This window comes from Halopseudomonas sp., from assembly GCF_036960865.1.
Taxonomy (GTDB): Bacteria; Pseudomonadota; Gammaproteobacteria; order Pseudomonadales; family Pseudomonadaceae; genus Halopseudomonas.
This window is the reverse complement of the sequence record NZ_JBALWE010000006.1, coordinates 55337-81685: the sequence shown is the minus strand read 5'-3', so window position 1 is coordinate 81685 and position 26349 is coordinate 55337. Positions and strand designations below refer to the sequence as shown.

Sequence of the window (26349 nt, the reverse complement as noted above, 5' to 3'; positions counted from 1 at the left end):
TTCGTACCGCAAGGCCTTCAGGCTGGCGCTGTGGCGGCAAATAGGGCACCGTTTGCTTTCACCCAGATGCTAATGAGACAAAATAACAATGGCTTCACTTGCGCCCCAGGCTACCGACAACGAACTGCCGGCTGAGCTGACCCAGGCGGTAGAAGGCTTTTTCAACCGCATCCCCTTCAATCGGCTGCTGGGCATCGAAATCGATACCCTGCGCAGCGATTGCGTGGCCATGAGCCTGCCCATGCGCCCTGAACTGATCGGCAATTTTACCCAAGGCATCCTGCATGGCGGTGCGATTTCATCCCTGCTGGATGTCTGCGGCGGTGCCATGGCCTTGATCGGCGCCTTTGAGCGCCACGCGCACCTGAGCGTGCAGGAACGCATGATTCGACTCGCCAAGCTGGGTACCATCGATCTGCGCGTCGACTATCTACGCCCTGGGCGCGGCGAGCATTTCGTTTGCACCTCGGTACTGCTGCGCTCGGGCAACAAGGTCGGCGTGGTGCGTTCCGAGCTGCATGCCAACGACGGTACGCTGATCGCGGTTGGTACCGGCACCTATCTCTGTGGCTGAGGCCACTAAACTACACCGCTTTTCCGGTGACTGAGGCTCGCTCCGACAGCTCAATCCAGGTGCCATCGGGATCGCGGATAAAGGCAATGCGCGCGGTGCTGCCCAGCGTTGCTGGTTCGCGGCCGGAGGTCGCGCCGGCCGCGATGGCACTGGCGTAGGTAGCGTCGCAATCAAATACCTGCAGGGTAATGTAACGCAGACCGGTGACGGCCAAGGGCGCTTCCAGATCGGTTGAAACGGCACCTGCAACCAGCAGCAGCCGGGTATCTCCGCAGGAAAGCAGGCCTGGCTCTTCCGATTTCAGGCCCAGCACCTGAGAATAGAACTGCGCGCTGCGGGCAACGTCCTGCACCTTCAGCTGCACCGCCAACCCCTGAATGCCGCGATACCCCGGCGGAATCAGACGAACCGGGTTGCCATCGGGGTCATGCAGCAACTGCGGCGCCTGAACCTTGCTACTGGCCACCAGCAGCTCCTCGATGGGGCCCTGTGAGCCCTTGGGCAGTGGATCGCGGGCATTATTCAGCTTGAGTACGGCGCCATCGGCATTATGCCGATGCTGCAGCACGCCGCCACCAAGCTTGAGGCTGTGATCAAACGCCAGTCCGACCTGTTGCTGCCAGAACTGCAGCTGTGCCTCTGACTGGTTGCTGAAGACGCCGACGTCGTAGAAGGGTTTGGCCAGTTGCATGTAAGGCTCCGTTAGCAGAAAACACCACCTTAACGGGCAAGACGCCCGGCTGACAGTGTCAGCCGAACGCGGAATGATGGGTTATTGCGGTGATTGATCAGGTAGCGCGCGCACCGCGATCCAGGCGGATTCTGCAAGTACCTCGCGGTAATCAGTCAAATGCTTGCTAAGTCGCCCTGCGAGCCAGTTACGCGCCATGTCGTGCGCGGGGCCGACGATGATGGAGGCGAAACAGTCTAGCGGCAGGTCGCGGAAACAGCCTTGATCCCGGTAGGACTGCAAGCGCGTCTGCAGGCGCGCGTAATGCTCGCGATTAGTGGTTTTCAGCTGCTCACCCATTTCGCCTGCCTCGACTCGACCTCTGCTGTGCAGGATAAAGCGAGCCCAGTCGGGGTTTTCGACTACCCAATCAATGTAACTGCTGACCAGAGCGCCGATGCACTCTGATGCACCGGTGGCAGCGGCAAGTTGGGCGTCCAGGCGCTCGGCATAGCGGCGCAGGCCCTCAATGTAGAGCGAAGCCAGAATGCGGTCCTTGTTGCCAAAATGGTGGTACAGGCTGCCGATGCTGGCACCCGATCGCTCACGAATCATCTCGATGGTAGTGGCGTCGGCACCAACGTCGGTGATACAGGCGAGGGCGGCGGTGAGAATGCTGTCTTTGCGGCTGGGTTTGGGCATACTGGCTCAAATTAGAATAATATTCTAGAAAATGATTCTGGTCTGGATATACTAGCGGGGTGATCACGCTTACAGCAAATCCGTTTAACGAGGATTCACCCATGAGTCAGATGCTACAGATGTACACCCAGGTTGGCCCTGAGCAATTCAGTGCCCTGATTGGCCAGACGGCGCCGTATTTCGCCAGTATTGCACCACGCTTTATCGCGTTGCGCCCCGGCTACGCCGAAGTGACCTTCGCCAAGCGCCGTGAGGTGCTTAACCACTTGGGCACGGTGCATGCCATTGCCCTGTGCAACGCGGCAGAACTGGCTGCCGGCACCATGACCGATGTGTCCATCCCTTCAGACTGCCGCTGGATCCCCAAGGGCATGACTGTCGAATACCTGGCCAAGGCTGAGGGTGATGTGGTGGCCATTGCCGACGGTAGTAACCTTGATTGGCAGAGTACCGGCGACCTCATTGTGCCGGTCACTGCTTATGTCGACGAAAAAGCGGTTTTCCGCGCCGCGATAACCATGTACGTCAGCCGCGCCTGAGCGCGGGTGTTGCCAGAGCATTCAGCTCTGGCGACGTCTGATTACCAACCGCACCAGCAGACCAAGAATGACCAGGATGATCAGCGCGATGGCCACCAGGGCGCTGCGATGTTCGGCAATAAAGTTCTCTCGGCCGTTGATCTTTACTTGCTCCCAGGCGCGATAATCGTCCGGCACTTCAACCACGTTGTAGCGCGCCACATAGTCTTCATACGCCGCGTACAGCTGCGCAGCTTTTTCCGGCATATTGGCGGCCAGATTGTGGCGTTCCAGCGGATCGGTGCGAGTATTGAATAGCTGCATGCCCTGGCGCGCGGGGACCGCGCGGGTTTTCGAGGTGACCAGTTTGTAATCGCCCTGCCAGACGGCGATGCCGCCGGCCAGTTCATACACGGTAATGTGATCGGGGTCATGAATGCGGTCAGCCTCGCCGTGCAGGAGCGGCAGCATGCTGGTACCCATGATTTCGTGCACCTGGCGGCCGCGGTACTCACTGGTCGGGGAGGGTACGCCGGCTACGTCCAGTAGCGTGGGGGTGATGTCAGTAACGTAGCCAAAGCTGTTACTGCGCGAACCTGCCTTGATCTGCCCTGGTTGGCTGATGATAAAAGGGACGCGCATGCCGCCGCTGAACGGTGAGCCCTTGTAGGAGTAGAAGGGGGTATTGGAGGCATAAGCCCAGCCGGGGCCGTACTCGCTGTAGCTGCCTCTCGCTCCCAAGGCTTCCTGCTCGGTGTTGTAGCGCAGGCGGTAAAACAGCGGCGCCACCTCGCGCAGCACCGTAGACTCGCCGCCATTGTCGCTCATGAAGATGATCAGCGTGTTGTCGTATTGACCGCTGTCCTTCAGGTACTGGATAACCTTGCCGATGCTTTGATCCATCGCCTCGGCCATACCGGCGAACACGGCCATCTGGCGCGAGCGGTAGGCTTTTTCTTCGTCGCTGAGGCTGTCCCAGTTGATATAGGGCGTGGTGTAGAAAGTACCCCAGTCGTCGGTAACCGCCTGTTCACCGGTGTCAGCAATGAGCCCGGCTTTCAGTTGTCGAGCGTAGCGCTGCTGGCGAATGACATCCCAACCGGCGTCGTAGGTCTCGCGATACCGGTCAATATATTCTTCCGGCACCTGATGGGGCGCGTGAACGGCCTGAAAGGCCAGGTAGCCGAAGAACGGACGGCCTTCATCCTGACCCTCGCGGATATAGCTGATCAGTTTATCGGCGTAGGTGAACGAGGAATAGAAGTCGTCCGGCAGGCTCACCTGCTTGCCGTCTTCGATCCAGGTGGCGCTGCCGCCGGGCAGGTAGTGTTTCTCCTCCCAGTTGTCGGCACCGCTTTCCATCAGCGCGAAGGAGTGCTTGAAGCCACGGGCCATTGGCTGGCTTTCGGCGCGCATGCCGAGGTGCCATTTGCCGGCCATGTAGGTGTTGTAACCGGCGTCCTGCAGCAGCGTCGGCAGGGTGACTACGCTGTCGTTCAGCCAGGTTTCATAGCCGGGCTTGCCTTTCTGGTTGTCGGCCATGATCTCCTTCATGTTGCCCATGCCGACCAGATGGTTGGTGACGCCGGTCATCAGCATGCTGCGGGTGGGCGAGCAGGTGGCAGCCACATGAAAGTTGGTGAACTGCATGCCACTGGCGGCCAACTGATCAATGTTGGGAGTACTGATCTCGCCGCCGTAGGCGCCGGGATCGCTGAAGCCCATGTCATCAGCCACGATCAGCAGAATATTGGGCTGCGGCGCAGCCAGCGCCGGTAATGCCAGCATCGTCAGGCCGGTGAGTAGTGAGCGAAGTGGTCGCCGTGTGATGGCTGGTAGAAGGGAGGGCATGGGGTGATCCTTGCTTTTATGGGCCTGGGCCTGTTGTCTTGCAAGGAGTATAGGAGCCCCGTTGGCGGGATTGAGCGGCCAACCCCGCCAAGCCTTTGTCTTTGCAGGCCAACAGCACGAGTCTGTGACGGGGTTCTGGCGCCGGTTTGTCCGGCGGCGGCCTCAGCCGATGCTGTCGACAATGCCGCCCTCAACCCGCAGTGCCGCACCGGTGGTGGCGGAGGCTTGAGGTGAGCAGGCGTACACCACCATGTTGGCGACTTCTTCGGGATCGGCAATGCGCTGGATGATGGAAGAGGGGCGCTTGGCCTTGACGAAGGCGTCGCCGGCTTCCTGCAATGAGATGCCCTGTTTCTTCGTCATGGGCTCCAGCATCGCGGCTACCCCTTCGGACAGGGTTGGGCCGGGCAGTACCGCATTGACCGTCACCCCGGTACCCGCCAAGCGCTTGGCCAGGCCGCGCGCGACCGAGAGGTTGGCTGACTTGGTAAAACCATAGTGGATCATGTCGGCCGGGATGTTCAGACCGGATTCCGATGAGATGAAAACCACGCGCCCCCAGCCTTGCTCGACCATGGCTGGCACATAAGCGCGAGAAACGCGTACGCCGGACAGCACGTTGACGTCGAAGAATTCCTGCCATTGCTCGTCGCTGGTCTCGAAAAAGTCCTGCTGCGCGTAGATACCCAGATTATTTACCAGAATGTCGGCCTTGGGTTCGGCGGCTTGCAATTGGGCCAGCCCTTCGGCGTTGCTCAAGTCGGCGGCGACGCCTCGCACGCGGGCGTCGGGCAGTGCTTCGCGGATCTGTTTCAGCGCGGCATCGACGCCAGCCTGCTTGCGGCCATTGATGATGACGGTGGCGCCTGAGGCGGCCAACCCCTGGGCGATAGCGAGACCGATACCGCCGGTAGAGCCTGTGACAAGGGCGGTTTTACCGCTTAGATCAATCAGCATGTCGTTTCCTCTGTGTGTGGGCAACCAGGTGCCTACCTTAGTCGTTGCTGCGCCGCGCCCGCAAATGGGGTCTGGCGCCGCTCCGGGTTTGGTGATTCGTTGGCAAGCAGCTATGTTTTTATGACAGGTTTGGCAGGATGCCGTTCACAGCCAGCAGTCGTGATTCATGCCCGCATTTCCTTTCAGGTACGGAGACGACGATGCTGGTCATCATTCATGGTTGGAGTGACAACTACAGTTCCTTTCGAGCGCTGGCAAAGCGCCTTGCTTCCCCGTTACCCGACGGTATCGGGGCGGATGTGGCGGAAATTCATCTGGGTGACTACATCTCGCTGGATGACCAGGTCACCTTTGCTGATCTGGTCGAGGCAATGGACCGTGCCTGGACGGACGCCGACCTGCCGCGCGCGCCGCGCAGTGTCGATGCGGTCGTGCACAGCACCGGTGGCCTGGTCATCCGCGACTGGATGAGCCGCTTTGCCGCAGACAGCGTGCCCATTCACCGCCTCTTGATGCTCGCGCCCGCCAACTTTGGTTCACCCCTGGCACACACGGGGCGCTCGGTGATCGGTCGGGCAGTGAAGGGCTGGAAGGGCACACGGCTGTTTGAAACCGGCGCGCAGATTCTCAAGGGGCTGGAGTTGGCCAGCAGTTACAGCTGGCAACTGGCTGAGCGGGACCTCTTTGTGGCCGACAGCGTATTCGCGCCGTCGCGTGTGCTCTGTACCGTGCTGGTGGGTAATACCGGTTACAGTGGCATCTCTGCGGTGGCGAACAAGCCGGGTACCGACGGCACAGTGCGGGTATCCACGGCCAATCTGGCTGCAGCCCGCATGTTGATCGATTTCAGTCATGAACCCGGCAAGGCGCCACGCATCGATTATCAGGAGGTGGATGACAGCGCCCTGGCGTTTACCGTAGTCGATGGTGAAGATCATGGCAGCATCACCGCCAAGGGACGCGGTACCAATGAATCCATCACCTGGAGTCTGATCTGCGGGGCGCTCATGGTGCCGCAGAGCGGTTTCGAGGCCTGGAGACAGCGGTTGAAAAGTCACTGCGAGCAGATCAGCGCGGTGGCGGCCCAGCGTGCGGGTGACCATTATCAACGCTACCAGAACACTGTCTTCCGGGTGCTCGACAACCATGGTGAGCCGGTTACCGATTATATTATCGAGTTCTACATCAACGACGACCGCACCACCCGCGAGCGCCGTCTCACCAAGGTAATCCAGGAAGAAGTGATCAAGGGCGTGCACGTGTTCTCCGGGGCCAAGACCTACCGCAGTCTGTTAATAAACTGCGATCGGCTTTACGAGCTGTTGCCGCGCGCGGAGGATCGGCTGCGTATCAGCATTACCGCTTACCCGGAGGTCAGTAGTGGCAAGGTCGGTTACCGTACGTATACGGACGATGACATCGGCGCCTTGTCGCTCAGCCTGCAGCAGGTGCGCGATATGTTCCGGCCGCACCGCACCTTGTTGATTACCTTATGCCTGAAGCGTTACCAGCAGGAAGACGTGTTCCGCTTCAAGCCGGTATAGCGGGAACCTTTGCCACAAGGCATTACTCAGAAAACCAGATGCGGCCGCCCAGGGTCGCGGGATATCCAGAGTCACCAGAGGTTGGTATCAGATGCGCGCTCACTATCTGCAACACGCTCCCTTTGAAGGGTTGGGAAAGATTGAACACTGGCTGGAGCGCAATAGCTATGAAATCAGCGCAACGCACCTGTATCGTGATGAACCCTTGCCCGACGCACAGACGCTGCAGCAGATTGATCTGTTGATCATCATGGGCGGCCCAATGAGTGTAAACGATGAAACGCAGCTGCCATGGCTCGCTGCAGAGAAGGCCTTTATCCGCCAGGCGCTCAACGCAGACAGACGCATACTTGGTATCTGTCTGGGGGCACAATTGATTGCCAGTGCTCTGGGTAACTCGGTGCACGCCAACGTCCAGCAGGAAATCGGCTGGTTCCCGGTACAGGGCAATACCCATCACAACGGCGCCGCCTTTCATTTTCCGCAGGAGATCAGCGTGCTGCACTGGCACGGTGAAACCTTTGATCTGCCGCATGGCGCTGTGCCGCTGGCGTCGAGTGCAGCTTGCACTAATCAGGCGTTTCAGTTGGGGCGTTCGGTAATCGGGCTGCAATTTCACCTTGAAGCCACCCGTGAGCTGCTTGCTGACTTCATTCAGGCCGATGGTCAGAACCTGCAGCGCGCCGAGTTTGTGCAGCCCGCCGAGCAGATACAAAGCGTGAGTGAGCCCGTGCTGACCGCGACCACCGAATTACTCGATCACTTGCTGGACTACCTTACTCGCCAGGAGAATGTTGTATGAACCACCTCCAATCCAGCTCAATCGTGCTGACCACGGCCTTGCTCGGTGCCTGTGTTGAGCTCCCCGAGAAAGTGGAGCCCGTGCAGGGGTTTGATGCGCAACGGTATTTGGGAACCTGGTATGAGGTGGCGCGACTGGATCACTCCTTTGAGCGCGGCTTGTCCAATGTGACCGCCCACTACGGCCTGCGGGATGACGGTGGTATCAAGGTCATCAATCGTGGCTGCAACCAGGAGAAGGGCGAGTGGGACGAGGCCGAAGGCAAGGCCTACTTCGTTGGAGATAAGGATGAAGGCTTTCTCAAGGTCTCGTTCTTCGGCCCCTTCTATGGCACCTATGCCGTCTTTGAGCTAGATCAACAGGACTACCAGTACTCCTTTGTATCAGGCCCTGATACTGACTATCTATGGCTGCTGTCCAGAACCCCCGAGGTCAGCGAAAGTGTACGTGCAGACTTCCTGCAACAGGCGGCAGACCGGGGTTTCGCGACCGAGGAGTTGATCTGGGTGGAGCAGGGCAAGGCGTCTTGTCAGGCTAGCCAGAAAAGCTGAGCGTGATGATGCGCCCGTGTTGGCATCAACTAGGCGCGTTTTGACATCATCTGACGTGGAGTTCGTCGGCGGTTACCGCTAGTCTTTAGCGTATACAAAAGCTCGACTAAAGGCGCTCCATGCTCGATATCACCACTCTGATGGCAGTGCTGGCGCTGACGACGGTAACTTCGGTGTTTGGCTTGCTGGTGGCCAGTGTGCTTAATCGCCAGGTGGTTGCCATTCGCTACTGGGCGCTGGGCCTGGGCATCATCGTGTGCGGCGTGGCCTTGCAAAGCGTGCGGGCATACCTCCCGTTGTGGATCAGCGCGGTGGTGATCACCCAAGGTTACTTCGTGCTGTTGTGGGGCACGCGCTGCTACCGGTTAAACCGTTCCTCGCGCGGTTTCGTGCCGACGATGGTGATCATTACCCTGCTGCAGGGGACTTTATTTTTCATACTCCAGGAATCACTGCGCTTCAGCATCATTGCGCACAGCGCGATAGTGGTGCTGGTCGCGGTGTTGATGATTCTGGAACTCTGGCGCATGCGGCTCCCGCAGCGTGCGCTGGTTTGGGTCTGGAGCGCCATCTGGTGCATGCACGGCTTACTGTATCTGCGGCGCTTTCTGCTCTATCTATTTGATCCGGCCTACATCACCGCAAGCTCGTTTGAAGCGGCTGAAAAGGTCGAAGCGCTCAACTACCTTGAAGGGATAGTCTTTCTGTACGGTTTTTCGCTGCTATGTGTGATTTTAGCCACGCGCAGCCTGCAAGAAGAGCTCAAGCTGCAAGCCACCCGTGACCCCCTGACGAACCTGCTTAACCGCAGAGCCTTTGAAGAGGCTGCCTTGCGCCAGCTTGCTATCAGTCGCCGAGCAGGTGAGGGCGTCGCCTTGCTGTTGATGGATCTGGACAAGTTCAAGGTCATCAACGATGCCCACGGACACAGTACCGGTGATGAGGTGCTGATCGCCTTTGCCGGGCATCTGTCAGCGCAGTTGCGGGCGCAGGACCTGCTCTGCCGTTTTGGCGGCGAGGAGTTCGTGCTGCTGGTCCCAGGCGCAGATCAGGCCAGCGCAGAGGCCTTGGCCGAGCGCATTCGATCGCTTTGGCGTAAGGAGTGCTTCCAGACACCCCAAGGGGAGCTGGTTACTACCGTATCCATCGGTTATGTCTGCGTGAACGATGGCGCCGAGCAGGGGCTCTACCGTTTGATCGACCTGGCCGACCAAGCGCTCTATGAGGCCAAACAGCAAGGACGTAATTGCGTGCGCAGCTGGCAGGTAGAGCGGTTGCTGTCAGTGGCGGGCGTTTGAGGCGTCGTCTAATTTCATCTCATTTGAAGGTTGTATACATATGATTGTTGTCCACCATCTGAACAACTCGCGCTCTCAGCGCATACTCTGGTTGCTGGAAGAGTTGGGCCTGGAGTATGAGGTCAAACGCTACGAGCGCGATCCCAAGACCATGCTGGCGCCGCCAGAGCTCAAGGCGGTACATCCGCTGGGAAAATCTCCAGTGATCACCGAAGGTGAGCTGACCCTAGCCGAGTCGGGTGCGATCATCGAATACCTGGTCGATACCCATGGGAAAGGGCGTCTGGCACCGGCGCACGGTAGTCCGGAGAGGCTGCGCTTTAACTATTGGCTGCACTACGCGGAAGGCTCAGCGATGACGCCGCTGCTGCTCAAACTGGTGTTCAACCGGGTTGAATCTGCGCCCATGCCGTTCTTTGTAAAACCCATTGCCAAAGGTATCGCGCGCAAGGTGAAGGGCACGCTTGTTGAACCGCAGATCATTCAACATCTGAACTATCTGAACGACGAGCTGGCTGCCACTGGCTGGTTCGCCGGTAGCGATTTCAGTGCTGCCGATGTGCAAATGAGCTTCCCGCTGGAGGCCGCTGCGGCCCGCGGCGGTTTGGACGACAAGTGGCCAAACCTGATGGCGTTTTTAAAGCGGATTCATGCCCGCCCGGCCTATCAACGCGCACTAGAGCGCGGTGGTGAGTACGACATTATTGGCTGAGACACGCTGATTTGGGCCCAAAAGGCGGTGCATGCCGCCTCTTGGGCATGGCTCGTTACGCATCAGTTCTGTCAAATAAATAATTCAAGACACATCTTGTTTTTGCCTACTCTGTCCAATAGAGTGCTTTGCAGATAACAAAAACAGAGATAGTGCATGTCACCATCCCCCGAAGAAGCTGCAGCGGCGCTGCGCGCGATCAATCACGTGCAGGCCAGGGCGGCTGGCTTTCAAGACTACCGCGCAGAGTCACGGCAATTGATGCTATGGGGCGTGGTCAATCTGCTTGGCTGTGTGTTCACGGCGTTGTTCCCCCCATTCCCGTTGTTGATCTGGTTGGCCCTTGTCATCGTCGGACTGCTCGTGGGCGTGCGTCTCGCCCGCATCGCCGAGGAGGTCATGCCGGGAATTGTCTGGCGTTACCTGTTGGTGGTCGGCTCCGTGCTGGTGTTTGTTTTTCTGTTGCATATAGTCATGTGGCCACTGACCCCGCGCCAAGGCAGCATGGTTGCGCCACTTTTTGTTGGCACCCTGTATGTCATTCGCGGTGCTCAATCGCGACCCCGTTACATGATCATTGGCGCCAGCCTGGTGGTGTTCTGCTTTTGCTGTTTCCTGTTCGCCACTAACCATTACTGGTGGTGGCTGGCGCTCGCCTGGGGCGGCACTTTCATCTTGTCCAGCCTGTGGTTGAGGCGTACCTGATGCAAACGCCAGACGACCTCATCCACCAACCTGTGCGGCTGAAGATCATGGCCGCACTGAATACCCTGTCAAACAATCAATGGCTCGAGTTCGTTTCGCTGCGGGCCATTGTGGATACCACCGATGGGAATCTCGGTGCGCATCTGGGCACGCTTGAAGGCGCTGATTATGTGCGCATCAAGAAGGATTTTGTTGGCAAGAAGCCGCGTACGCGGGTGTGCCTGAGTGCGAAGGGGCGAGAGGCCTTTGCGCATTACGTGGCGACCCTACACGCCATTCTGGCGCCACAGAATATCGATACCTGACCGCAGTACCCAACAACCTCAACATAAAAATCAACAATCGGGGGCAACATGCAGAGTCGTACGTTTTCAACCTTCGCCAATCGCTGGCATAGCCGTTTGCGGGCACTTTCACTGATGTTGCTGTTGGGCGCAGGTGGTCTCTCGGCTACCTGGGTCTGGGCTCAGGCGGATGACGCTACGGCCACGGTGGCTACGCCTGCCGCTAGTCAGGCTGCGCCAGCAGAAGTGCCCACAATTGCTCAGGAAATTGCCGCGCAACAGGCGCTGCCGGTCGAGGTCTTTGGTGTACGCGAGATGTTTGAGCAGGCCGATGCACTGGTCAAGAGTGTGATGCTTCTGTTGGTGTTCTGCTCGCTGCTGACCTGGGCTGTGCTGTTTGAGAAGATTTTTGTCTTTGCGCGGGCGCGTCGCGGCAACCAGCGGTTTCTCAAGGCCTTTCGTGCCGGTCAGCTGGATGTGATGAACGATACCGCCGACAAGAGTGCGATGGGGCGCATGTGGCAGGTAGGGCAGGCCGAGCTGAAGCATTATCGCAGCATGCCGGCGCAACCGGCGGAGACTGACCGCGTCAACCGTTTGCTGCAACGCATGGCGCTGACCGCCGGCATCGTGCAGGAGCGCGACCTTGCGCGTATGGGCAGCATGATGGGTGTTCTCGCCACCATTGGCGCCACGGCGCCTTTTATCGGACTCTTCGGCACGGTCTGGGGCATTCTCAACAGCTTTGCCAGTATTGCCACGCTCAAGTCAGCCAGCCTGGCGGTAGTTGCCCCCGGTATCGCTGAAGCCTTGCTGGCCACAGCGCTTGGCCTCTTCGCCGCTATCCCGGCCGTGATGATCTTCAACAAATTTGCCCGCGACATTAACGGCTTTGTTGGCGCCCTGGACAACTTCTCGGCCGAGATGATCGCCAGCGCTTCACGGCAACTCGACGAAGGACGCTGATATGGCAATCCAGCTCAGCTCAGGGCCGCAGGTAAAGCGGCACAACTATCAGCAGAACGCCGAAATGAACATCACACCCTTTGTGGATGTGATGTTGGTACTGCTGATCATTTTCATGGTCGCGGCGCCACTGGCAACTGTCGATGTACCGGTGGATTTGCCAAGCAATGCGGCAACCCCAAGCCCGCCACCGCAGGACCCGATCTATGTCAGCGTGCAGGCTGATGGTCAGCTGTTTGTGCAGGAGCAGGCGACCAGCTTGGCAGACCTGTCAGGGCTGATCACGGGCGTTACCGCTGGCGCCAAGGATACGCGACTGTTTTTGCGTGGCGACCAGGCGGTGGATTACGGCACCTTGATGCGCGTCATGAATACTTTGCAGAAGGCTGGTTACACCCGCATCAGTCTGGTCGCCTCGGAAGAGCTGGAGCCCTGATGAGGCACACGACAGATAGCAGCCGGTGGGCGATGCGTCTGCTGGTAGTTGGGGTTTCCTTGGGGCTGCATGCTGCGTTGTTGGGGTGGTTGTTCAGTAGCCAGTTTCGTCACGCAGCACCACCGCAGCAGCAAGTGGTTGCAGTGGAGTTGGTGGAAATTCCACCGCCACCACCGGAGCCAGAACCCGAGCCAGAGCCCGAACCCGAACCGGAGCCAGAGCCAGAGCCCGAGCCCGAGCCCGAGCCCGAGCCGCCGCCCAAGCCGCGCGTGGTGGAGCGCCCCACACCACCGCCTGCGCAGCCGCCGAAACCACGGGGGCCACCGGTACACAGCTTTGGTGCCAACCAGCAGTGGGCTGCACCACAAGCCCCTGCACCTAGTGCGCCAGCGAGCAGCCGCGGCCGTATGGCGCCCTCGGGCTACGCCGATACCGTAAAGAACCGCGTGATCGCCAACCTCAAACGCCCGGAAGGTTCGGTGTACAAGCCACCGCCGGGCTACAAGGGTGACCCGAATGATTTCAAGCGCCAGTGCTACATTCCCTACGAAATTACCGTGGATGGTAGTGGCCGCATGGTGTCTTTCGAGATAGATCGCTGCGGCGATACCGTGCTGGATCAGGCTGCAGAGCAGGCCATCCGCAGTGCCGGCCCTTTCCCTGCACCGCCGGGTGATGGCGCAGGGCAATACACCATTTATGGCACCGCCATCTTTATCAAATAGGCAGGAGACAAGTATGTCGATCAATCAACGCCTGATGCTTGCGGCAACCCTGGCCACTCTGGGCGCCTGTGCCAGCGCGCCGGTACCCGGCCCGGCCAAACCTGACCTGACCCCGAAATTGACGCCGCTGAATGCCGATACCAAGGCCAGCTTTGAATGCGCCGGCGCGTTGCCGGCCGTGCATCGCCAGATCTGTGCCAGCGATGCCCTGGCGCAGCAGGATAAGGACTTGGCCAACTATCTGCGCAAACGAACAGACCAGCTGGATGTGCCTGGCGCCCTGGTGCTCGAGGCGAACCAGCGGCAGTGGTTGCTGAGCCGCGCGGGGCAGTGCGGCCTGGGTGTGGATACCGCCACCGGTGTGGCTGCTGACAGTAACGCCATTGCTTGTTTGCAAGCGATGTACCGTCAGCGCGACGCAGAGCTCAAGGCCTGGCCGACGCCCCAACCGGCTGCGCAACGCGAACGGCATGCATGGTCTACCTATGCGGAGTTTCGCGTCGCGGAGGATCGCAGTACGGGTATGTGTAGCGCCATCGTCGATGGCCTGAATCAGTCCATGGCACGCGATGGCCGCATCAGCATGGCGGCGTTACCAGGGGCAGAACTCAAGGCGGGCAGTCATGCGCCTGTCAGCAGCGCCGAGGTGGCGGGTCAGCAGATCACGGTGGAACTGTATGACGCTGGCCTGTATGCCGGTTACCAGCAGCGTGCTCGCGGCCTGCGGATCAATGGTCAGGTGGTGATGGATGATCGCATGCTGCCGCGCTGGGTGGCGGAGCAGCCTAACTATGGTGGCCGTGCCCACGCGTCTTCATCGCAGACTGGTGACTACGCCAGTATCGATGTTTTCACCTACCGCGGGCAGACTTTGGCGCTGGTTAATGAAACCTGGGGTTTCTATTCGCCAGCGGCACGCGGTGAATCGGCTTATGCCGGCGTTTACAGCCTGCAGGGCGGGGTGACGCCACAGTGTCTGTTGCAAGCCTACCTGACACCGCCGCGTACTAATACGCTACGTGGCTTACCCGCGTATAGCGCGCTGGATAGCGAATTGACCCGTTTGGCAGGCGACCCTCTGCCGGGCTACTCGCAACAGGAGCGGCGCGATATGTATCAGCGCTGGAAGGAGCGACAGTGGACGCTGCTCAACCTGCCGTTGCTGGGCGTTGATCAGTTGCAGCGCAACGGTCGAGAAGCCGCTGTGCGGGCACGGCATGATGCCGCAATGGATCAGTTTTTTGCTTGGTCGGAGCGGAATATCGGTGCCAAGCAGCTGTATCGCAAACTGATGCCGATGTTGCAACCGGCTCACCAGGAGCTGGTTGCCATGTTTGCCGGGCAAGGCCTCAAGCCAGAGGAAGCCAGTAGCGCTGCTGACCTACTGTTCCATGAAACCTTCGCGCGCACCATGGAGAACCTGCAACCGCCGATGCAGGCTCCGGCAGCGCCTGTGGCTCCCTTTGCCAATTACTCGCCGCGTTACGCCTTTGCCCCGCAACCGGGTGCTTTGGAGCAAGGACGCCAGTTCGCCACCTTGCACAGCGTGCTGTTGAATGGGGCGCCATTGCCAGTTATCAGTGATTTTGTCGATTATGAAACCGATGTGCTGGGTAGCCAGCGTGGCAAGGGCCCGGATGGTGACACCGCGTTGATGGCGGCGGTAGAAAACCCGGATGCTGTCGCGTTTTTGCTGCAGCGTGGTTTTGCTGTGGATGAGCGCAATCAGTGGGGCAAAACCGCGTTGATGTCGGCAGCGCAGGCCGATCAGCCGCCAAGCGCCGCGCTGTTATTGAAGGCCGGCGCCAATGTGCACGCCCAGACCGAGCGCGCGCCCGGCGTGGGTGTGGGTGGGCCAGACCGACGGGAGGCCGAGTCGCCAAGACAGACAGCACTGCTGATTGCTGCTGGTGAAGCGGGCAGTCGTATGATCGATACGCTGGTGGACGCCGGCGCGGCAAGGCAGGCGTGGCGGGGCTATGATCAGCAGGTCTGTCAGCAAGTGGAGAAAAATACACGCCTGGATCAGAGTCAGCGGGCGCGTTACCTCGCTTCCGACCTGTGCAAGGCTGCCTACGCGCCGGTGCCGGTGAGCGCGCAGAAGATTGTTGATATTCGTGCCGGCGACCAAATGACCGTGCGCGATGACGGTACCGAGTACGCCATCAATCTGCTGACCCGCCCTGCGATGGTGCTGTTCGGTCGCCCGTCTGAAATTGCACCGGCAGAGATGCGAGAAGAAGTCGGCCAGATCGCTGTGAATGTTGCGATGACTGCGCAGCGCAAGGCGGGGGGGCGCATCTCCGGGCCCTTGAACCTGGTGTTTGAGAGCCTGGCGGATAACACGCCCGAGCTGGTCAAGCCGGTCGTCAGCTTCCCGGTGGAAGGTAATATCGGCAGTATCGCCGGTTACCGCCTGATGCCCAAGCAGCCAGAGCTGGTGTTGAGCATCCACTTCCAAGCCGATAAGCACAGCGTGGAAGGCGCCTGGCGAGCATTGCACAGTGCAGCCTATACTCAGGGCTTGAAGCCCTCGGGCGCAGGTTATGTGGTGATCAACAACCGTGGCGTATTCCGCATGGATTATCAGTTGGTGGTGACCGATACCTACGCAGACCAGTAATCGCCGAGGAACCAGAGCTGCCCGGCTGCGTCTGATGAGTCGGGCAAACTGCAAAGGATATGAACGATGCGAATATTGGGGCTTCTGGCCATGACGGGACTTTTGCTCGGCTGCGCGACACAGGGTTTAACCCACACAGAGCTGCCTTCCTTCTACCTGCCAGCTGACCCTGACACCCGTCTGAGCAAATACGTGGAGAGGGTAAGGCCTGCTGATAGTGAAGCCTCGGGATTTACCCTGCTGCACAAGGGCAGTGATGCCCTGGCCGCGCGCCTGAAGTTGATCGACATGGCCGACAACAGTCTGGATATTCAGTATTACATCTACAAAACCGACATTACCGGCGGCTTGCTGACCGAGCATTTGCTCAAGGCGGCTGATCGCGGTGTGCGAGTACGCCTGCTGCTGGATGATATTGGTAGCAGCCTGGAAGACATCAAGGTCTCACTGGTCGACCAACACCCCAATATTGAAGTTCGCCTCTACAATCCGCTTAGTTTGCGCAGCGAATGGTTAAAGATGTTCAGCAAGCTGGGCGAATTTGGCCGCATCAACTATCGCATGCATAACAAGCTGATCGTGGCGGATAATCGCGCCATTATCACCGGTGGTCGAAATATTGGTGACGAGTACTTTGCCCTCAGTGACGTCGACTTTCAGGATGTGGATGTGATCGGTATCGGTCCGATTGCGGAGCCGGCGTCCGACAGTTTCGATAACTTCTGGAATAGCGGCATTGCTATCCCGATTGGCGCTATGTCGGAGGAGACAAACGCCGAAGCGCTGGCCGATATGCGTGCGCGACTGGGTTCAAAGAATCGTCAGGCGGAAAAGGACCCTTATCTTAAAGCGGCGGCTCAATCGCCTTTCATTCAGGCAATGAACAGCGGCAACCTGGATTGGCATTGGGGACAGGCCAAGTGGTTCTATGATGATCCGTCCAAATCCGATCCCCATGGCAACGGCAATGAGGTCGCCTTTCTCGGGCGTAGCCTGGTGGAACCCATGAAGGCCGCGCAAAGCGAGCTCCTGCTCACTTCAGCATATTTTGTTCCGCGTGAAGGCGGTGAGAATCTATTACTCGGTATTCGCGACAAGGGTGTGAATATCTCGGTGCTGACCAATTCGCTGGCAACCACTGATGTTCTGGCTGTTCACAGTGGTTACGCCAAGTCGCGCGAGCGATTGCTGCAAGGCGGTGTGAGTATGTGGGAGCTGCGGCCCATCGCGGGCCAGCAGGAGCGCGCCAGCCCCTTCCTCGGCGAGTCTTTGGCCAGCCTGCATGCCAAGACGTTCGTGTTTGATCGTAAGGCGGTATTTGTGGGTTCGGTGAATCTGGACTCGCGCTCGGTAAAGCTGAATACCGAGGCCGGTGTCTACATCGAACAGCCTGACATTGCTCAGGAAATGGTTGATCTGTTTGAACGCTGGACGTCGGAAGATTTTGCTTACCATGTAACGCTAAACGAAGACGATGACCTGCAGTGGCAGGCAGAGGGCAGAACCTGGACGACCGAGCCAGCGGCAAGCCGCTTCCGTCGCTTCATGAGCTGGACCCTCGGTTGGTTGCCGCTGGACGGTCAGCTCTGAAACAGCCCAAGTCCACTTAGGCTGACTCTCCGAGCCAGCGTTGAGCAGCGCTCAGGTACGCGGTGGCATGCACAAGCACCGCGTTACCATCCTCATGCTCTACAGCCTGGTGGAGTGACTCCAGTGGCGCCGCCACCGGCGATGCGGTTGTGCCCAGCAGCAGTAAATCACTTTCCAGTTGATAGCTCAGCTCGTCGATCAGGCGGAAAGTGGCGCTGTCCAGCGGTGCGCTTAACAGTTGTTGCAGCGACTGATTGTGCACGCTCAGCTGCATGACTACAGCGTGCAGGGAGTGGCAGGGAGTCTTGCCGGCGGGGCTTGCGATCGTCATGGCAGGGCTCATCATGGCGACGGTAAGGCTGACGGGTAGCAGGTGTACTTTCATGTGCTCATCCATAATGATAATCAAACTCATTAAGGATTGTAATCGGCCGCGTTAGGAAAGCAACCCGCCGTACCTTTTTATTTCACTTGCGCAAGGTCGCATGTCTGCGCGCTCAGGCCCGCCGTTAGAGCAGTGGACTGAGGAAGAACACACCGCGCTCAAGCACCCGGGACGCGCGCGAGCGTTCCTGCCAGTCTGAGAGCTGCAGTTGGTGACTGTTGGCTTGGTACCCGTCCAGCAATTGGCGAATGCTGGTGCAGCCTTCCGGCGAGAATAGCGCCACGGTCAGTTCAAAATTCAGCTGCAGACTGCGAATGTCCAGATTGACGCTGCCAACCAGAGCCAGTTGCTCATCCATCAGCATGGCTTTGGTGTGCAGCAGACCGCCGCGGAACAGGTGAATCTCGCCTCCGGCCTCAAGAAAGCGCTGATAGAATGCCCGGCTGGCCCAGCCAACCAGCTTGGAGTCGTTGCGCTCGGGGATCAGTACCTTGACTCGAACACCACGTTCCGCCGCCTGGCAAAGTGCGTTGAAAATGGCCTCGGAGGGCACGAAGTAGGGGGTACTGATGGTGATACTGTCGTTAGCGCGGTAGATACTGGAAAGCACAGCCTGGCCGATCAAGTCATCACCTACACCTGGTCCAGACGGCAAGATCGACAGCCATTTGTAGCAAGCCGGCAGGCTCGGCGGTGCGGGTTCCAGTCGTCGCAGACCGGTTTCAACCTCCCAGTCCCAGGCAAACACCTTGTCCAATCCGCGTGCGGCAGGGCCGTCGAGGCGCAGCATGATGTCGACCCAGGCGCCAACGTTGGCGTCTTTCTTGAAGTAGAGTGGGTCGGCGATGTTCATCGAGCCGCTGTAGGCAATCTGCCCGTCGATCACCACCAGCTTGCGGTGCATGCGCAGGTCGATGCGTTGCGCCAGCGCTCGCAGCAAGCGCACGGGCAGGGCAGGTACTACCTCAATGCCGGCGTCAATCAGCCGCTTGCGCCAAGGCGAACGAAAGAACGGACGGCTGCCAGCATGGTCAATCAATAAAGAGACCTTTACGCCGCGCTCACTGGCCTTGATCAGTTCCTCGCTGAGCTCGTCCACGCGCCCACCGGGAAACCATATATAGGTCTCGATATGAATGCTTTGTTGAGCGGCGCGGACATCGTTGCACAGGTGGGAAAAAATAAGCTCAGGTGTATCCAGTAGGGCCATCTGTTTATAACCCAAAGCGCCGATGCCCATGCGGGTGGCCAGCAACTGATAGATACCCTGAGTCAGCGAGTTGCCACCCATTGGCGGTACCTTGGTAGCGGCAAAGTCGCTGGCGATGCTTTGCAGAAAAGGCTCAACCATGGCCTCAGCGCGTCTGGCGCGTTGCTTACCCAGATTGAGTTCGCCAAACATCAGGTAAAGCACTGCGCCGACCACCGGCAGAATATAGATAACCAGCAGCCAGGAAAGGGTCACGCTGACCGGGTTGCGCCTGGCGGCGACGCGCAGCGTGACGGCCGCAGTGAAAAGCCAGTAGAGTACCACCAGCGCCACGCCGAGGATGTTTTCTACATTTTGCATAAATGACCGGTGGGCCTGCGCTTAGGTTTCAGTGCGCTCAATCTAGCAGGATTTGTCTGCCCCGTTAAGAAACAGCACCGCACCGAGTAGAGAGGCTCACTAAATGCTGCCATTTTCCTTTGTCGACCGCCTGAGATATGTGATTGAGCGTCAGTTTGTCAAAGGCGCGCATTATCAATTGCTGGTGGTGGCGGCCTTTATTGCGCTGATTTCGCTGATTGGTGGCTGGCTGGCCTGGCCCTCGGCGCCCGCGGGGGGCTCATTGGCAGATTCGGTCTGGTGGGCATTCCTGCGCCTGACCGATCCCGGGTACTTGGGCGATGACGAGGGCACCTGGCGGCGTATCGTGTCGACCGGCCTGACGATCAGCGGCTACGTTGTATTTCTCGGTGCTCTGGTAGCCATCATGACCCGCTGGTTGATCGATATGATGGTCAAGCTGGAGCAGGGGCTGACGCCAGTGACGGTGCGTGATCACATCGTTATCCTCGGCTGGACCAACCGCACCATCCCGCTGGTGCAGGAGATCCTGGATGCCAGCGGTGGCATTCAGCGCTTATTGAAAGCACGCGAAACCAAACGTCTGCGCCTGGTCATCCTGGCGGATGAGATTAACGCTGATCGCGTGCAGGAGCTGCGCGAAATCCCGCAGATACGTCGCGCCATGAGCAATATTATTCTGCGCTCCGGCACCGCGCTACAGCCGGAGGATCTGGACCGGGTCGCTTGTCTACAGGCGGCTGTGGTGCTTATTCCTGGCCGTAACCAGTCGGGCAATGCGCTGTTGACCGGCGACGTGGAAACCATCAAGGCGCTGCTGACACTTCAGGCGCAGGCGCATCTACGCAATACACCACCGCCTTACGTGGTTGCCGAGATTGACGATATGCGCAAACTAAACGTGTTGCAGCGCGCATACTCCGGGCCGCTTGAGGTGATTGCCAGCGATGCCATGGTCAGCCGGCTCTTCGCGCAGTCGCTGGTCCATCCGGGCATGCCAGAGCTGTTCGGTGAGGTGCTGACGGTGCACGACGGCAATGAATTCTATATCCGGTCCACCGATAACTGCGTAGGTCAGAGCCTGGGCGAAATTGGTCGTCACGCGCCACAGGCGATTGTCTGTGGTTTGATGCGCCCGCATGGTGACAGTTGGCGTACCTGGCTCAATGCTCCCACCGATGAGCTGATTCGCAAGGGCGACAAGGTGGTGATGCTGGCCCGCGACTATGCTCACGCCGAACCGCAAAGTACAGCCGAACAGCCGTTGCGGCCACTGCAGCGCAGCGTTCGTCCAACCAAGGCTCCGGCTGGCGGCTTGCGTCGTTTGTTGATACTGGGCTGGAATCGCCGGGTTCCGGCACTGATTCACGAGTTGGCAGGCTACGCGGATTATCGCTTCGAAGTGCACATGGTTGCGGTAGTCGATTCTGCCCAGCGTGCCGCGCAGATCACTGAATACAGTGATCTGACGGCTCGCGTCAGCTGTGAGCACACCCAGGCCGACTATATGGTTGAAGGCGCGCTGAGAGATTTATTGGCCCAACGTTTTCACAGCGTGTTGTTGCTCTCGTCGGATCGCATGGATTCGGGCGAGGAGGCTGACGCGCGTGCCATGGTCGGGTATCTGGTGGTCGATGAACTGTTGCGCGAGCAAACGCACAAACCGCAAATTCTTTTGGAACTCAGCGATCCAGCCAACGAAGCGCTGGTGGTGCGTAAACGCGGCGAAAGTATTGTCAGTCCGATGATTCTCAGCCATCTGATGGCGCAGATAGCTCAGCGGCGTGAGCTCGGGCTGATGTTCGAGGAGTTGTTCACGACCGGGGGCGCCGAGATTGTGTTTAGGCAGACCAGCGATTACTCCATGCAGAGCGTGACAACTTTTGCTGATCTGGAGGCTGTCATTGCTTTGCAGGGTGACACGGCGCTGGGACTGTATCGCAATACGCCGGATGAAGAGGGCCGGCGGCTGCATCTCAACCCCCCGCGTGATCAGCCACTGAAGCTGCAGGAAGCTGACCAGCTGGTGGTATTGACGACGCTACCTGCAGCGTGACGGCAGCGGCTAAAGGCAATTATCGGGCTTAGGCAAGCCGGCGAGCTTGGCGGCAAACTTTGCCGGGCTGCCGGGGAAAAGGCTCAGCAGGTACAAGCTGGTGCCTTTTTCCTTGCCCAGCTGCTGGCCCACGTACTTGACCAGCGGGCGCATGGCGGGTGACAACTGATAGGTATGATAAAAGTCGCGTAGCACCAGAAGGACCTCAAGATGAGCTGCTGTCAGCGTAATCCCTTCCTGTGCGGCCAGTGCCGCGGCCGCCGCCTCCGACCAGTCTTGCAGGTCGAGCAGAAACCCTTCGCGGTCGACGGCAACGGGCTGGCCATTGACCAGAATCGTCTGGCTCACCAGCTGAGCACCTTAGTGTACTGCGTGCACAACTGCACGAAGGTCGGATAGTCAATCAGGCTGACACGTTTGGGGATGTCATCCATAGCCATGCCCCTGGCAATGACATCCGTCTCCAGCGCATAAATACGCACGCTGGCAGGCAACAGTTGGAGCGCGCTCAGCGCGGTGGTGCGGGGCAGAAGCGCGTAAATGCCATCTTCGATCAATAACAGTCCCTGCTTGGGCCCCATAGCACGCATGCTGCTGGCGAAGCGGCTGCTGTCCTGAGGGGCGTGGCGTAACACGTGCAACATGGTCAGGCTCCCGAACGACAGGCGGTCACAGGGTGACGACCTGATCGTAATGTTCCAGCAGGGTAGCGATCTCTGCGCCTTCAACCAGCTTGACTGGCAACATCAGTTGGTTGGGCTGCAGGCCACGCTCGCTGAGTGAATGTTGGCAGACAAAGAGGTCATCTACACCGAACATCGGCAAGGCCTGCAAGTTGGCCGCCAGCGATTTCTGCTGAATGACGCCCGGGTCCTGACCCTTCAGCAACTGCAGTACGCCTGCATCGAGAAACAGCATGCCGGCGGGCACGCCAAAGGCGGCAGCGGCCAGTGCCAGGTCCAGCGCTTCCCTTGCAGCGGCGGCCGTGGGCGAATGGCGGCTGATAACCAGTAGGCTTTTCAGGTCAGGTTCCAAAGGTCACCGCCCGGTCGGCCATCTGCATGGCATCGACCCACTGTCCCAGCCCGGATAATTCCCACGGCTTCCCACTGTTAGCTGCCGGACGCTCCCAGCGATAGGCCTCGGCCTCGTCCAGCACGCCACGACGCAGAGCCGCGGCGATGCAGACCACAGCATCCAGCTGGTTCTCGCGGATGAATTCGCGCCATTGCGCGGCCAGGTCGGCCTCGTCCTGTGGTTGCACGGCAAGGTTTGATGCTAGATGCACGGCATCACGGTAGAAGAATAGCCTGCTGATTTGGTGACCACCCGTGAGCACTGCCTTGGCGAAGTTCAGGGCGCTACGGGCGGCCGGATCCTGTGGCCCGGCTAGCAGGGCGATGGCAAATTTCATGCTGTTTGAATGCTCTGAAATAAAAATGGCTCGCCATTGCGGGCGAGCCATCGAGTATAACCCAGGGACTGTTATCAGTCGTCGTTGAAGGCGCCAATCAGGCTCAGCAGGCTGAGGAACAGGTTGTAAATCGAGACGAACAGGGTGATGGTCGCCATGATGTAGTTGTCTTCACCGCCGTGAATGATGGCGCTGGTCTGGTACAGGATCACCGCCGAGGAAAACAGCACAAAACCGGCAGAGATGGCCAGCTGCAGGCCGCTGATCTCTACGAAGAAGCCCGCAACCACGGCCACCAGCAGCACCACGAAGCCCGCCATGATGAAGCCGGACAGAAAGCTGAAGTCCTTGCGTGAGATGATTGCGTAGGCAGACAGGCTGAAGAACACCAGTGCGGTCATACCCAGCGCCAAGGTCACCACAGAGCCACCATTGGGCATGCTCAGATAGGCATTAAGGATGGGACCAAGGGTGTATCCCAGAAAACCGGTAAAAGCGAAGGTGCTGACCAGGCCCCAGGCTGAGTTGCGCAGCTTGGTGGTCAGAAACAGCAGACCGTAGAAGCCGACCAGGGTCACGATGATGCCGGGGTACGGCAGATTCATGCTCATGGAAACAAAGGCGACCAGGGCCGAGAAAGCCATGGTCATGGCCAGCAGCGTATAGGTATTGCGGAACAGCTTGCTGACTTCCGCTTCGCTTACACCGCTGTGTTGCAGAGTTGAGTGGCGTTCTTGCATATTCATGCACAGCTCCTGTCGTGATAAATCAAATAATCCATTCGTTACCGCCAGATAATACGGGTAATCGATGTCAAATCAAGGTAAGCCTGAGTCCTAACTATTACCATTCATGTGCAAATGTGCCCGCGCAGCGCTTTTGCGCCGAAAAGCCTGTAATAAGTTGGTCACAGGTGCTCGTACCCCATTGACTCATCAGCAATTTCCGGTAGTATTGCCCGCCGTGGAGGGATGGCAGAGCGGTTGAATGCACCGGTCTTGAAAACCGGCGTAGGTTAATAGCCTACCCAGGGTTCGAATCCCTGTCCCTCCGCCATACAAACAAAAAACCCGGCCTTGTGCCGGGTTTTTTGTTTGTCCGTAGAGTTCTCGGTGAGAGCCTTTGTTGGTGCGAAAGACGCTGCTTTGATGGTAAGTGTGTCTGGCTGCGGTGCGGGTATCGCAGAGTGTCACCTACGCCTCATGGCTAGCAGCTCCGTTTGTAATGCCTGCCGGACACTGACGCTAGTTGCCGCGCACCAGATACGGAACTGCTTCTCGTGTTGATGTGCGGCATCCATCAAGCGATCTTGCGGGGTTACTCCTGCGCCTTCATCCGCTTGTCGAATGCTGTGATGCTCCCATACTCCCCACACAATTACGCTGCAGGCGCTCACTCAGGGCTGGGTCCAAGCTGCGCGGAAAGACGTCTAGAGGGCAGGGGGGTGAGATCAGGTAGCCCTGAATTTCATGGCAGCCGGCGCTCCAGATAAGCTGAAGCTGTTCTTCGGTTTCTACGCCTTCACACACGGTACGTTTGCCCAGCTCCCTGGACAGTGCGGTAATCATTCTGACAATGGCCCTGGCATCCACCTTGGAAAGCAGTTCCGTCACGAAGGAGCGATCGATTTTCAGAGTGTCGAATGGGAACCGACGCAAGTACGACAGGGACGAGTAGCCCGTGCCGAAGTCATCCAGCGCCAGACGAACGCCCGTGAGGCGTATGTCATTAAGCAGGGACATGGCTTGATCTGCGTCTTCGATCAGAACCGACTCGGTGAGCTCCAGCTCGAGTTTTTCCGCAGGCATGCCGGAGTTTTTCAGTACCGTTTTCAACTGGCTGAGATAATCCCCGAACTGGAATTGGGAGGCAGATACATTGACGGCAATGGTCAGCCCGGACAACTCGTTGGTGCCGGCGCGGCAGGCCTCGTTCAGCGCCCAGATATCAAGGCGGTCGATCATGCCGCATTGTTCTGCGATAGGGATGAACTCCATCGGACTAATGCTTCCCAGCTCAGGGTGCTGCCAGCGCATCAAGGCCTCCGCGCCGGTAATCTGCCAGCTTTGCAGGTCAACCTTGGGTTGCCAGTACAGGCTGATCTCGCCGTTGTCGATGGCATGGCGCAAACCATGCTCGATGCTTAGTCGCCGACGACTGGCCTCGCCAAGCTGGGGTGAGTAGGCGACCCAACGGCCGCGGCCGGACTCCTTGGCGGCGTACATGGCGATGTCTGATTCCACCAGCAGATCATCCAGGCTGCAACGGGATTCGTGTCGTACGGTGAAGCCTACACTGGCGCCAATACGGAACTGGCGCTCGGCCAGGGTGATGGGCTCTGAAACGCTCTCAACGACCTTGCAGGCCAGCGCCTGAGCAGCCTCAACACCGTTGGTGGACCACAGGGCAATGGCAAACTCGTCGCCGCCGAGGCGGGCAATCAGCGCATTCTCACCGACACAGGAACGCAGCCTTCTAGCGACTACCCTCAGGATTGAGTCGCCAACACTGTGGCCATAGTTGTCGTTGACAGCCTTGAACCTATCCAGGTCGATACACAGAAGGGCCAGCGGCTGATCGTGTTCGATGGCTCGGTTGAGGGCTTCTCGCAGGTGAAAACGGTTGGCCAGTCCGGTGAGCGAGTCGGTGTGGGCCAGCTCGCGCAGCTTGTGCTCGCTTTTCACTTTGTCGGTCACATCCGTGAGAACGCCGCGCCAGCCCAGAAATGCGCCATTCACTGAATATAGGCATTTGCCGGTCATCAATAGAGTTTTATCGCCATCTGGCCTCGGCATGGTCAGGCGCAACTCACGAAAGGCCTGCCCGGCTGAGCTCAATACTGCCAGCTGCGTAAGGTGATCTGGGCACCGCACGCCAAGCAACTGCTGAAAGCTGTCGGTGTCGTGTTCGCCGTCACGCAGCAACAAAACATCGGTCAGGCGTGGAGAAACATGGTTCAACTTGCCATCAAGCCCGGTTTCCCAGAGCGCATCGCCGGCATTGTGCTCAAAGTCCTGCAGCAGCGCGGACATCTCATGCTCCTGGCGTTCCGACTGTGCCTTGGCGGCAATCAGATCGGTAGATTGTCGCCACGCTACCAACGAGCCGATCAACACCATCGGCGAGTAGAGCAATACCAAGAGGGCAACGCCAACATAGACAGTTTGCGCCGACAGCCACAGCGCGCCTATGGCGGCAAAAGAGTAGATAACGGTGTAACTGATACTGGCGTAGGGCAGTGGGCTGAGCACAAAGCTGCCAGCGCTGATCATACCCGTCACTATGGTGGCGATGGCCATCTGCTGGCCGCGAGAGGCATCGGGGAACCACGTTAGAACCATCCACGCCCACATAAGTGCAAGGAGGGTGGCATGCACGGTGGCGTTGTGTGCGCTTCTGGTTGACGCCTGAACAAG

General features: G+C 58.8%; 27 protein-coding genes and 1 tRNA gene. 16 read left to right on the top strand and 12 right to left on the bottom strand.

The features are described from left to right. The first annotated feature begins 88 nt into the window (after positions 1-88). Positions 89-574: a thioesterase family protein gene (locus tag V7747_RS09970; protein ID WP_335615891.1), complete on the top strand. Its 486-nt coding sequence runs from the start codon at positions 89-91 to the stop codon at positions 572-574. A 10-nt stretch (positions 575-584) separates the two neighbouring features. Here V7747_RS09970 and V7747_RS09965 read toward each other — a convergent pair whose 3' ends face one another. Together V7747_RS09965 and V7747_RS09960 are read right to left on the bottom strand one after the other, a co-directional pair. Continuing rightward, positions 585-1265 (bottom strand): VOC family protein, encoded by a 681-nt coding sequence (locus V7747_RS09965; protein WP_335615890.1) that lies wholly within the window; start codon positions 1263-1265, stop codon positions 585-587. An 81-nt stretch (positions 1266-1346) separates the two neighbouring features. After that, a complete protein-coding gene (locus V7747_RS09960; protein WP_335615889.1) occupies positions 1347-1946 on the bottom strand; it encodes a TetR/AcrR family transcriptional regulator in 600 nt (199 codons plus the stop codon). A 101-nt stretch (positions 1947-2047) separates the two neighbouring features. Here V7747_RS09960 and V7747_RS09955 point away from each other — a divergent pair, with 101 nt between their 5' ends. After that, on the top strand, positions 2048-2485 hold the full coding sequence (locus tag V7747_RS09955) for a hotdog fold domain-containing protein (RefSeq protein ID WP_335615888.1): 438 nt from the start codon (positions 2048-2050) through the stop codon (positions 2483-2485). A 21-nt stretch (positions 2486-2506) separates the two neighbouring features. Here the strand turns inward: V7747_RS09955 and V7747_RS09950 are convergent, their stop codons facing one another. Both V7747_RS09950 and V7747_RS09945 read right to left on the bottom strand, forming a co-directional pair. After that, entirely contained in the window at positions 2507-4315 is a 1809-nt protein-coding gene (locus V7747_RS09950; protein WP_335615887.1) for an arylsulfatase, read from the bottom strand. 162 nt (positions 4316-4477) lie between these two features. After that, positions 4478-5272: an SDR family NAD(P)-dependent oxidoreductase gene (locus tag V7747_RS09945; protein WP_335615886.1), complete on the bottom strand. Its 795-nt coding sequence runs from the start codon at positions 5270-5272 to the stop codon at positions 4478-4480. A gap of 200 nt (positions 5273-5472) precedes the next feature. Between V7747_RS09945 and V7747_RS09940 the strand changes: the two genes are divergently transcribed. The 12 genes from V7747_RS09940 to V7747_RS09885 all read left to right on the top strand — a co-directional run bounded on the left by V7747_RS09940 (position 5473) and on the right by V7747_RS09885 (position 17508). After that, the gene (locus V7747_RS09940) at positions 5473-6816 is read left to right on the top strand and encodes an esterase/lipase family protein (RefSeq protein ID WP_335615885.1); all 1344 of its coding nucleotides are present in this window, start codon (positions 5473-5475) and stop codon (positions 6814-6816) included. Positions 6817-6907: 91 nt separating this feature from the next. Beyond that, the gene (locus V7747_RS09935; protein WP_335615884.1) at positions 6908-7618 is read left to right on the top strand and encodes a type 1 glutamine amidotransferase; all 711 of its coding nucleotides are present in this window, start codon (positions 6908-6910) and stop codon (positions 7616-7618) included. Then, entirely contained in the window at positions 7615-8169 is a 555-nt protein-coding gene (locus tag V7747_RS09930; protein ID WP_335615883.1) for a lipocalin family protein, read from the top strand. Before V7747_RS09935 ends, V7747_RS09930 begins: the two co-directional genes overlap by 4 nt. A gap of 119 nt (positions 8170-8288) precedes the next feature. Continuing rightward, positions 8289-9467 carry a GGDEF domain-containing protein gene (locus V7747_RS09925; protein ID WP_335615882.1) on the top strand — a complete coding sequence of 393 codons (1179 nt, stop codon included), beginning with the start codon at positions 8289-8291 and terminating at the stop codon, positions 9465-9467. Between the two features lie 40 nt (positions 9468-9507). Then, positions 9508-10179 (top strand): glutathione S-transferase, encoded by a 672-nt coding sequence (locus tag V7747_RS09920; RefSeq protein ID WP_335615881.1) that lies wholly within the window; start codon positions 9508-9510, stop codon positions 10177-10179. Between the two features lie 156 nt (positions 10180-10335). After that, positions 10336-10884, top strand: a complete 549-nt coding sequence (locus V7747_RS09915) for a hypothetical protein (RefSeq protein WP_335615880.1) — start codon at positions 10336-10338, stop codon at positions 10882-10884. Further along, on the top strand, positions 10884-11189 hold the full coding sequence (locus V7747_RS09910) for a winged helix-turn-helix domain-containing protein (protein WP_335615879.1): 306 nt from the start codon (positions 10884-10886) through the stop codon (positions 11187-11189). Before V7747_RS09915 ends, V7747_RS09910 begins: the two co-directional genes overlap by 1 nt. Positions 11190-11237: 48 nt before the next feature. After that, positions 11238-12134, top strand: coding sequence for a MotA/TolQ/ExbB proton channel family protein (locus V7747_RS09905; protein WP_335615878.1), 897 nt, complete (start codon positions 11238-11240; stop codon positions 12132-12134). A 1-nt stretch (position 12135) separates the two neighbouring features. After that, positions 12136-12570, top strand: coding sequence for a TonB system transport protein ExbD (gene exbD, locus V7747_RS09900; protein WP_335615877.1), 435 nt, complete (start codon positions 12136-12138; stop codon positions 12568-12570). Beyond that, complete coding sequence (locus V7747_RS09895; RefSeq protein WP_335615876.1) at positions 12570-13295, top strand: TonB C-terminal domain-containing protein; 726 nt, start codon at positions 12570-12572, stop codon at positions 13293-13295. Before exbD ends, V7747_RS09895 begins: the two co-directional genes overlap by 1 nt. A gap of 13 nt (positions 13296-13308) precedes the next feature. Continuing rightward, positions 13309-15918, top strand: coding sequence for an ankyrin repeat domain-containing protein (locus V7747_RS09890; RefSeq protein ID WP_335615875.1), 2610 nt, complete (start codon positions 13309-13311; stop codon positions 15916-15918). Positions 15919-16008: 90 nt separating this feature from the next. Continuing rightward, on the top strand, positions 16009-17508 hold the full coding sequence (locus V7747_RS09885) for a phospholipase D family protein (protein WP_335615874.1): 1500 nt from the start codon (positions 16009-16011) through the stop codon (positions 17506-17508). Between the two features lie 16 nt (positions 17509-17524). On the opposite strand, the gene V7747_RS09880 is transcribed toward V7747_RS09885, so the two are convergent. Together V7747_RS09880 and cls are read right to left on the bottom strand one after the other, a co-directional pair. Further along, positions 17525-17893 carry a DUF6746 family protein gene (locus tag V7747_RS09880; protein ID WP_335615873.1) on the bottom strand — a complete coding sequence of 123 codons (369 nt, stop codon included), beginning with the start codon at positions 17891-17893 and terminating at the stop codon, positions 17525-17527. A gap of 124 nt (positions 17894-18017) precedes the next feature. Continuing rightward, positions 18018-19463: a cardiolipin synthase gene (gene cls, locus V7747_RS09875; RefSeq protein WP_335615872.1), complete on the bottom strand. Its 1446-nt coding sequence runs from the start codon at positions 19461-19463 to the stop codon at positions 18018-18020. A gap of 103 nt (positions 19464-19566) precedes the next feature. On the opposite strand from cls, the gene V7747_RS09870 reads away from it, so the two are divergent. Next, positions 19567-21519 carry a CASTOR/POLLUX-related putative ion channel gene (locus V7747_RS09870; RefSeq protein ID WP_335615871.1) on the top strand — a complete coding sequence of 651 codons (1953 nt, stop codon included), beginning with the start codon at positions 19567-19569 and terminating at the stop codon, positions 21517-21519. A gap of 9 nt (positions 21520-21528) precedes the next feature. Here the strand turns inward: V7747_RS09870 and V7747_RS09865 are convergent, their stop codons facing one another. From V7747_RS09865 to V7747_RS09845, 5 genes are all read right to left on the bottom strand, one after another. Beyond that, entirely contained in the window at positions 21529-21867 is a 339-nt protein-coding gene (locus tag V7747_RS09865) for a TusE/DsrC/DsvC family sulfur relay protein (RefSeq protein ID WP_335615870.1), read from the bottom strand. Continuing rightward, positions 21864-22163: a sulfurtransferase complex subunit TusB gene (gene tusB / locus V7747_RS09860; protein WP_335615869.1), complete on the bottom strand. Its 300-nt coding sequence runs from the start codon at positions 22161-22163 to the stop codon at positions 21864-21866. Before tusB ends, V7747_RS09865 begins: the two co-directional genes overlap by 4 nt. A 25-nt stretch (positions 22164-22188) precedes the next feature. Further along, positions 22189-22554, bottom strand: a complete 366-nt coding sequence (gene tusC, locus V7747_RS09855) for a sulfurtransferase complex subunit TusC (protein ID WP_335615868.1) — start codon at positions 22552-22554, stop codon at positions 22189-22191. After that, on the bottom strand, positions 22544-22933 hold the full coding sequence (gene tusD / locus V7747_RS09850; RefSeq protein ID WP_335615867.1) for a sulfurtransferase complex subunit TusD: 390 nt from the start codon (positions 22931-22933) through the stop codon (positions 22544-22546). The genes tusC and tusD overlap by 11 nt, the downstream gene beginning before the upstream one ends. A gap of 74 nt (positions 22934-23007) precedes the next feature. Beyond that, positions 23008-23673, bottom strand: a complete 666-nt coding sequence (locus V7747_RS09845; RefSeq protein WP_335616071.1) for a Bax inhibitor-1/YccA family protein — start codon at positions 23671-23673, stop codon at positions 23008-23010. Between the two features lie 225 nt (positions 23674-23898). Between V7747_RS09845 and V7747_RS09840 the strand changes: the two genes are divergently transcribed. Continuing rightward, positions 23899-23989, top strand: a tRNA-Ser gene (locus V7747_RS09840). Between the two features lie 275 nt (positions 23990-24264). Here the strand turns inward: V7747_RS09840 and V7747_RS09835 are convergent. Then, positions 24265-26274, bottom strand: a complete 2010-nt coding sequence (locus V7747_RS09835) for a putative bifunctional diguanylate cyclase/phosphodiesterase (RefSeq protein ID WP_335615866.1) — start codon at positions 26272-26274, stop codon at positions 24265-24267. Between the last annotated feature and the right edge of the window lie 75 nt (positions 26275-26349).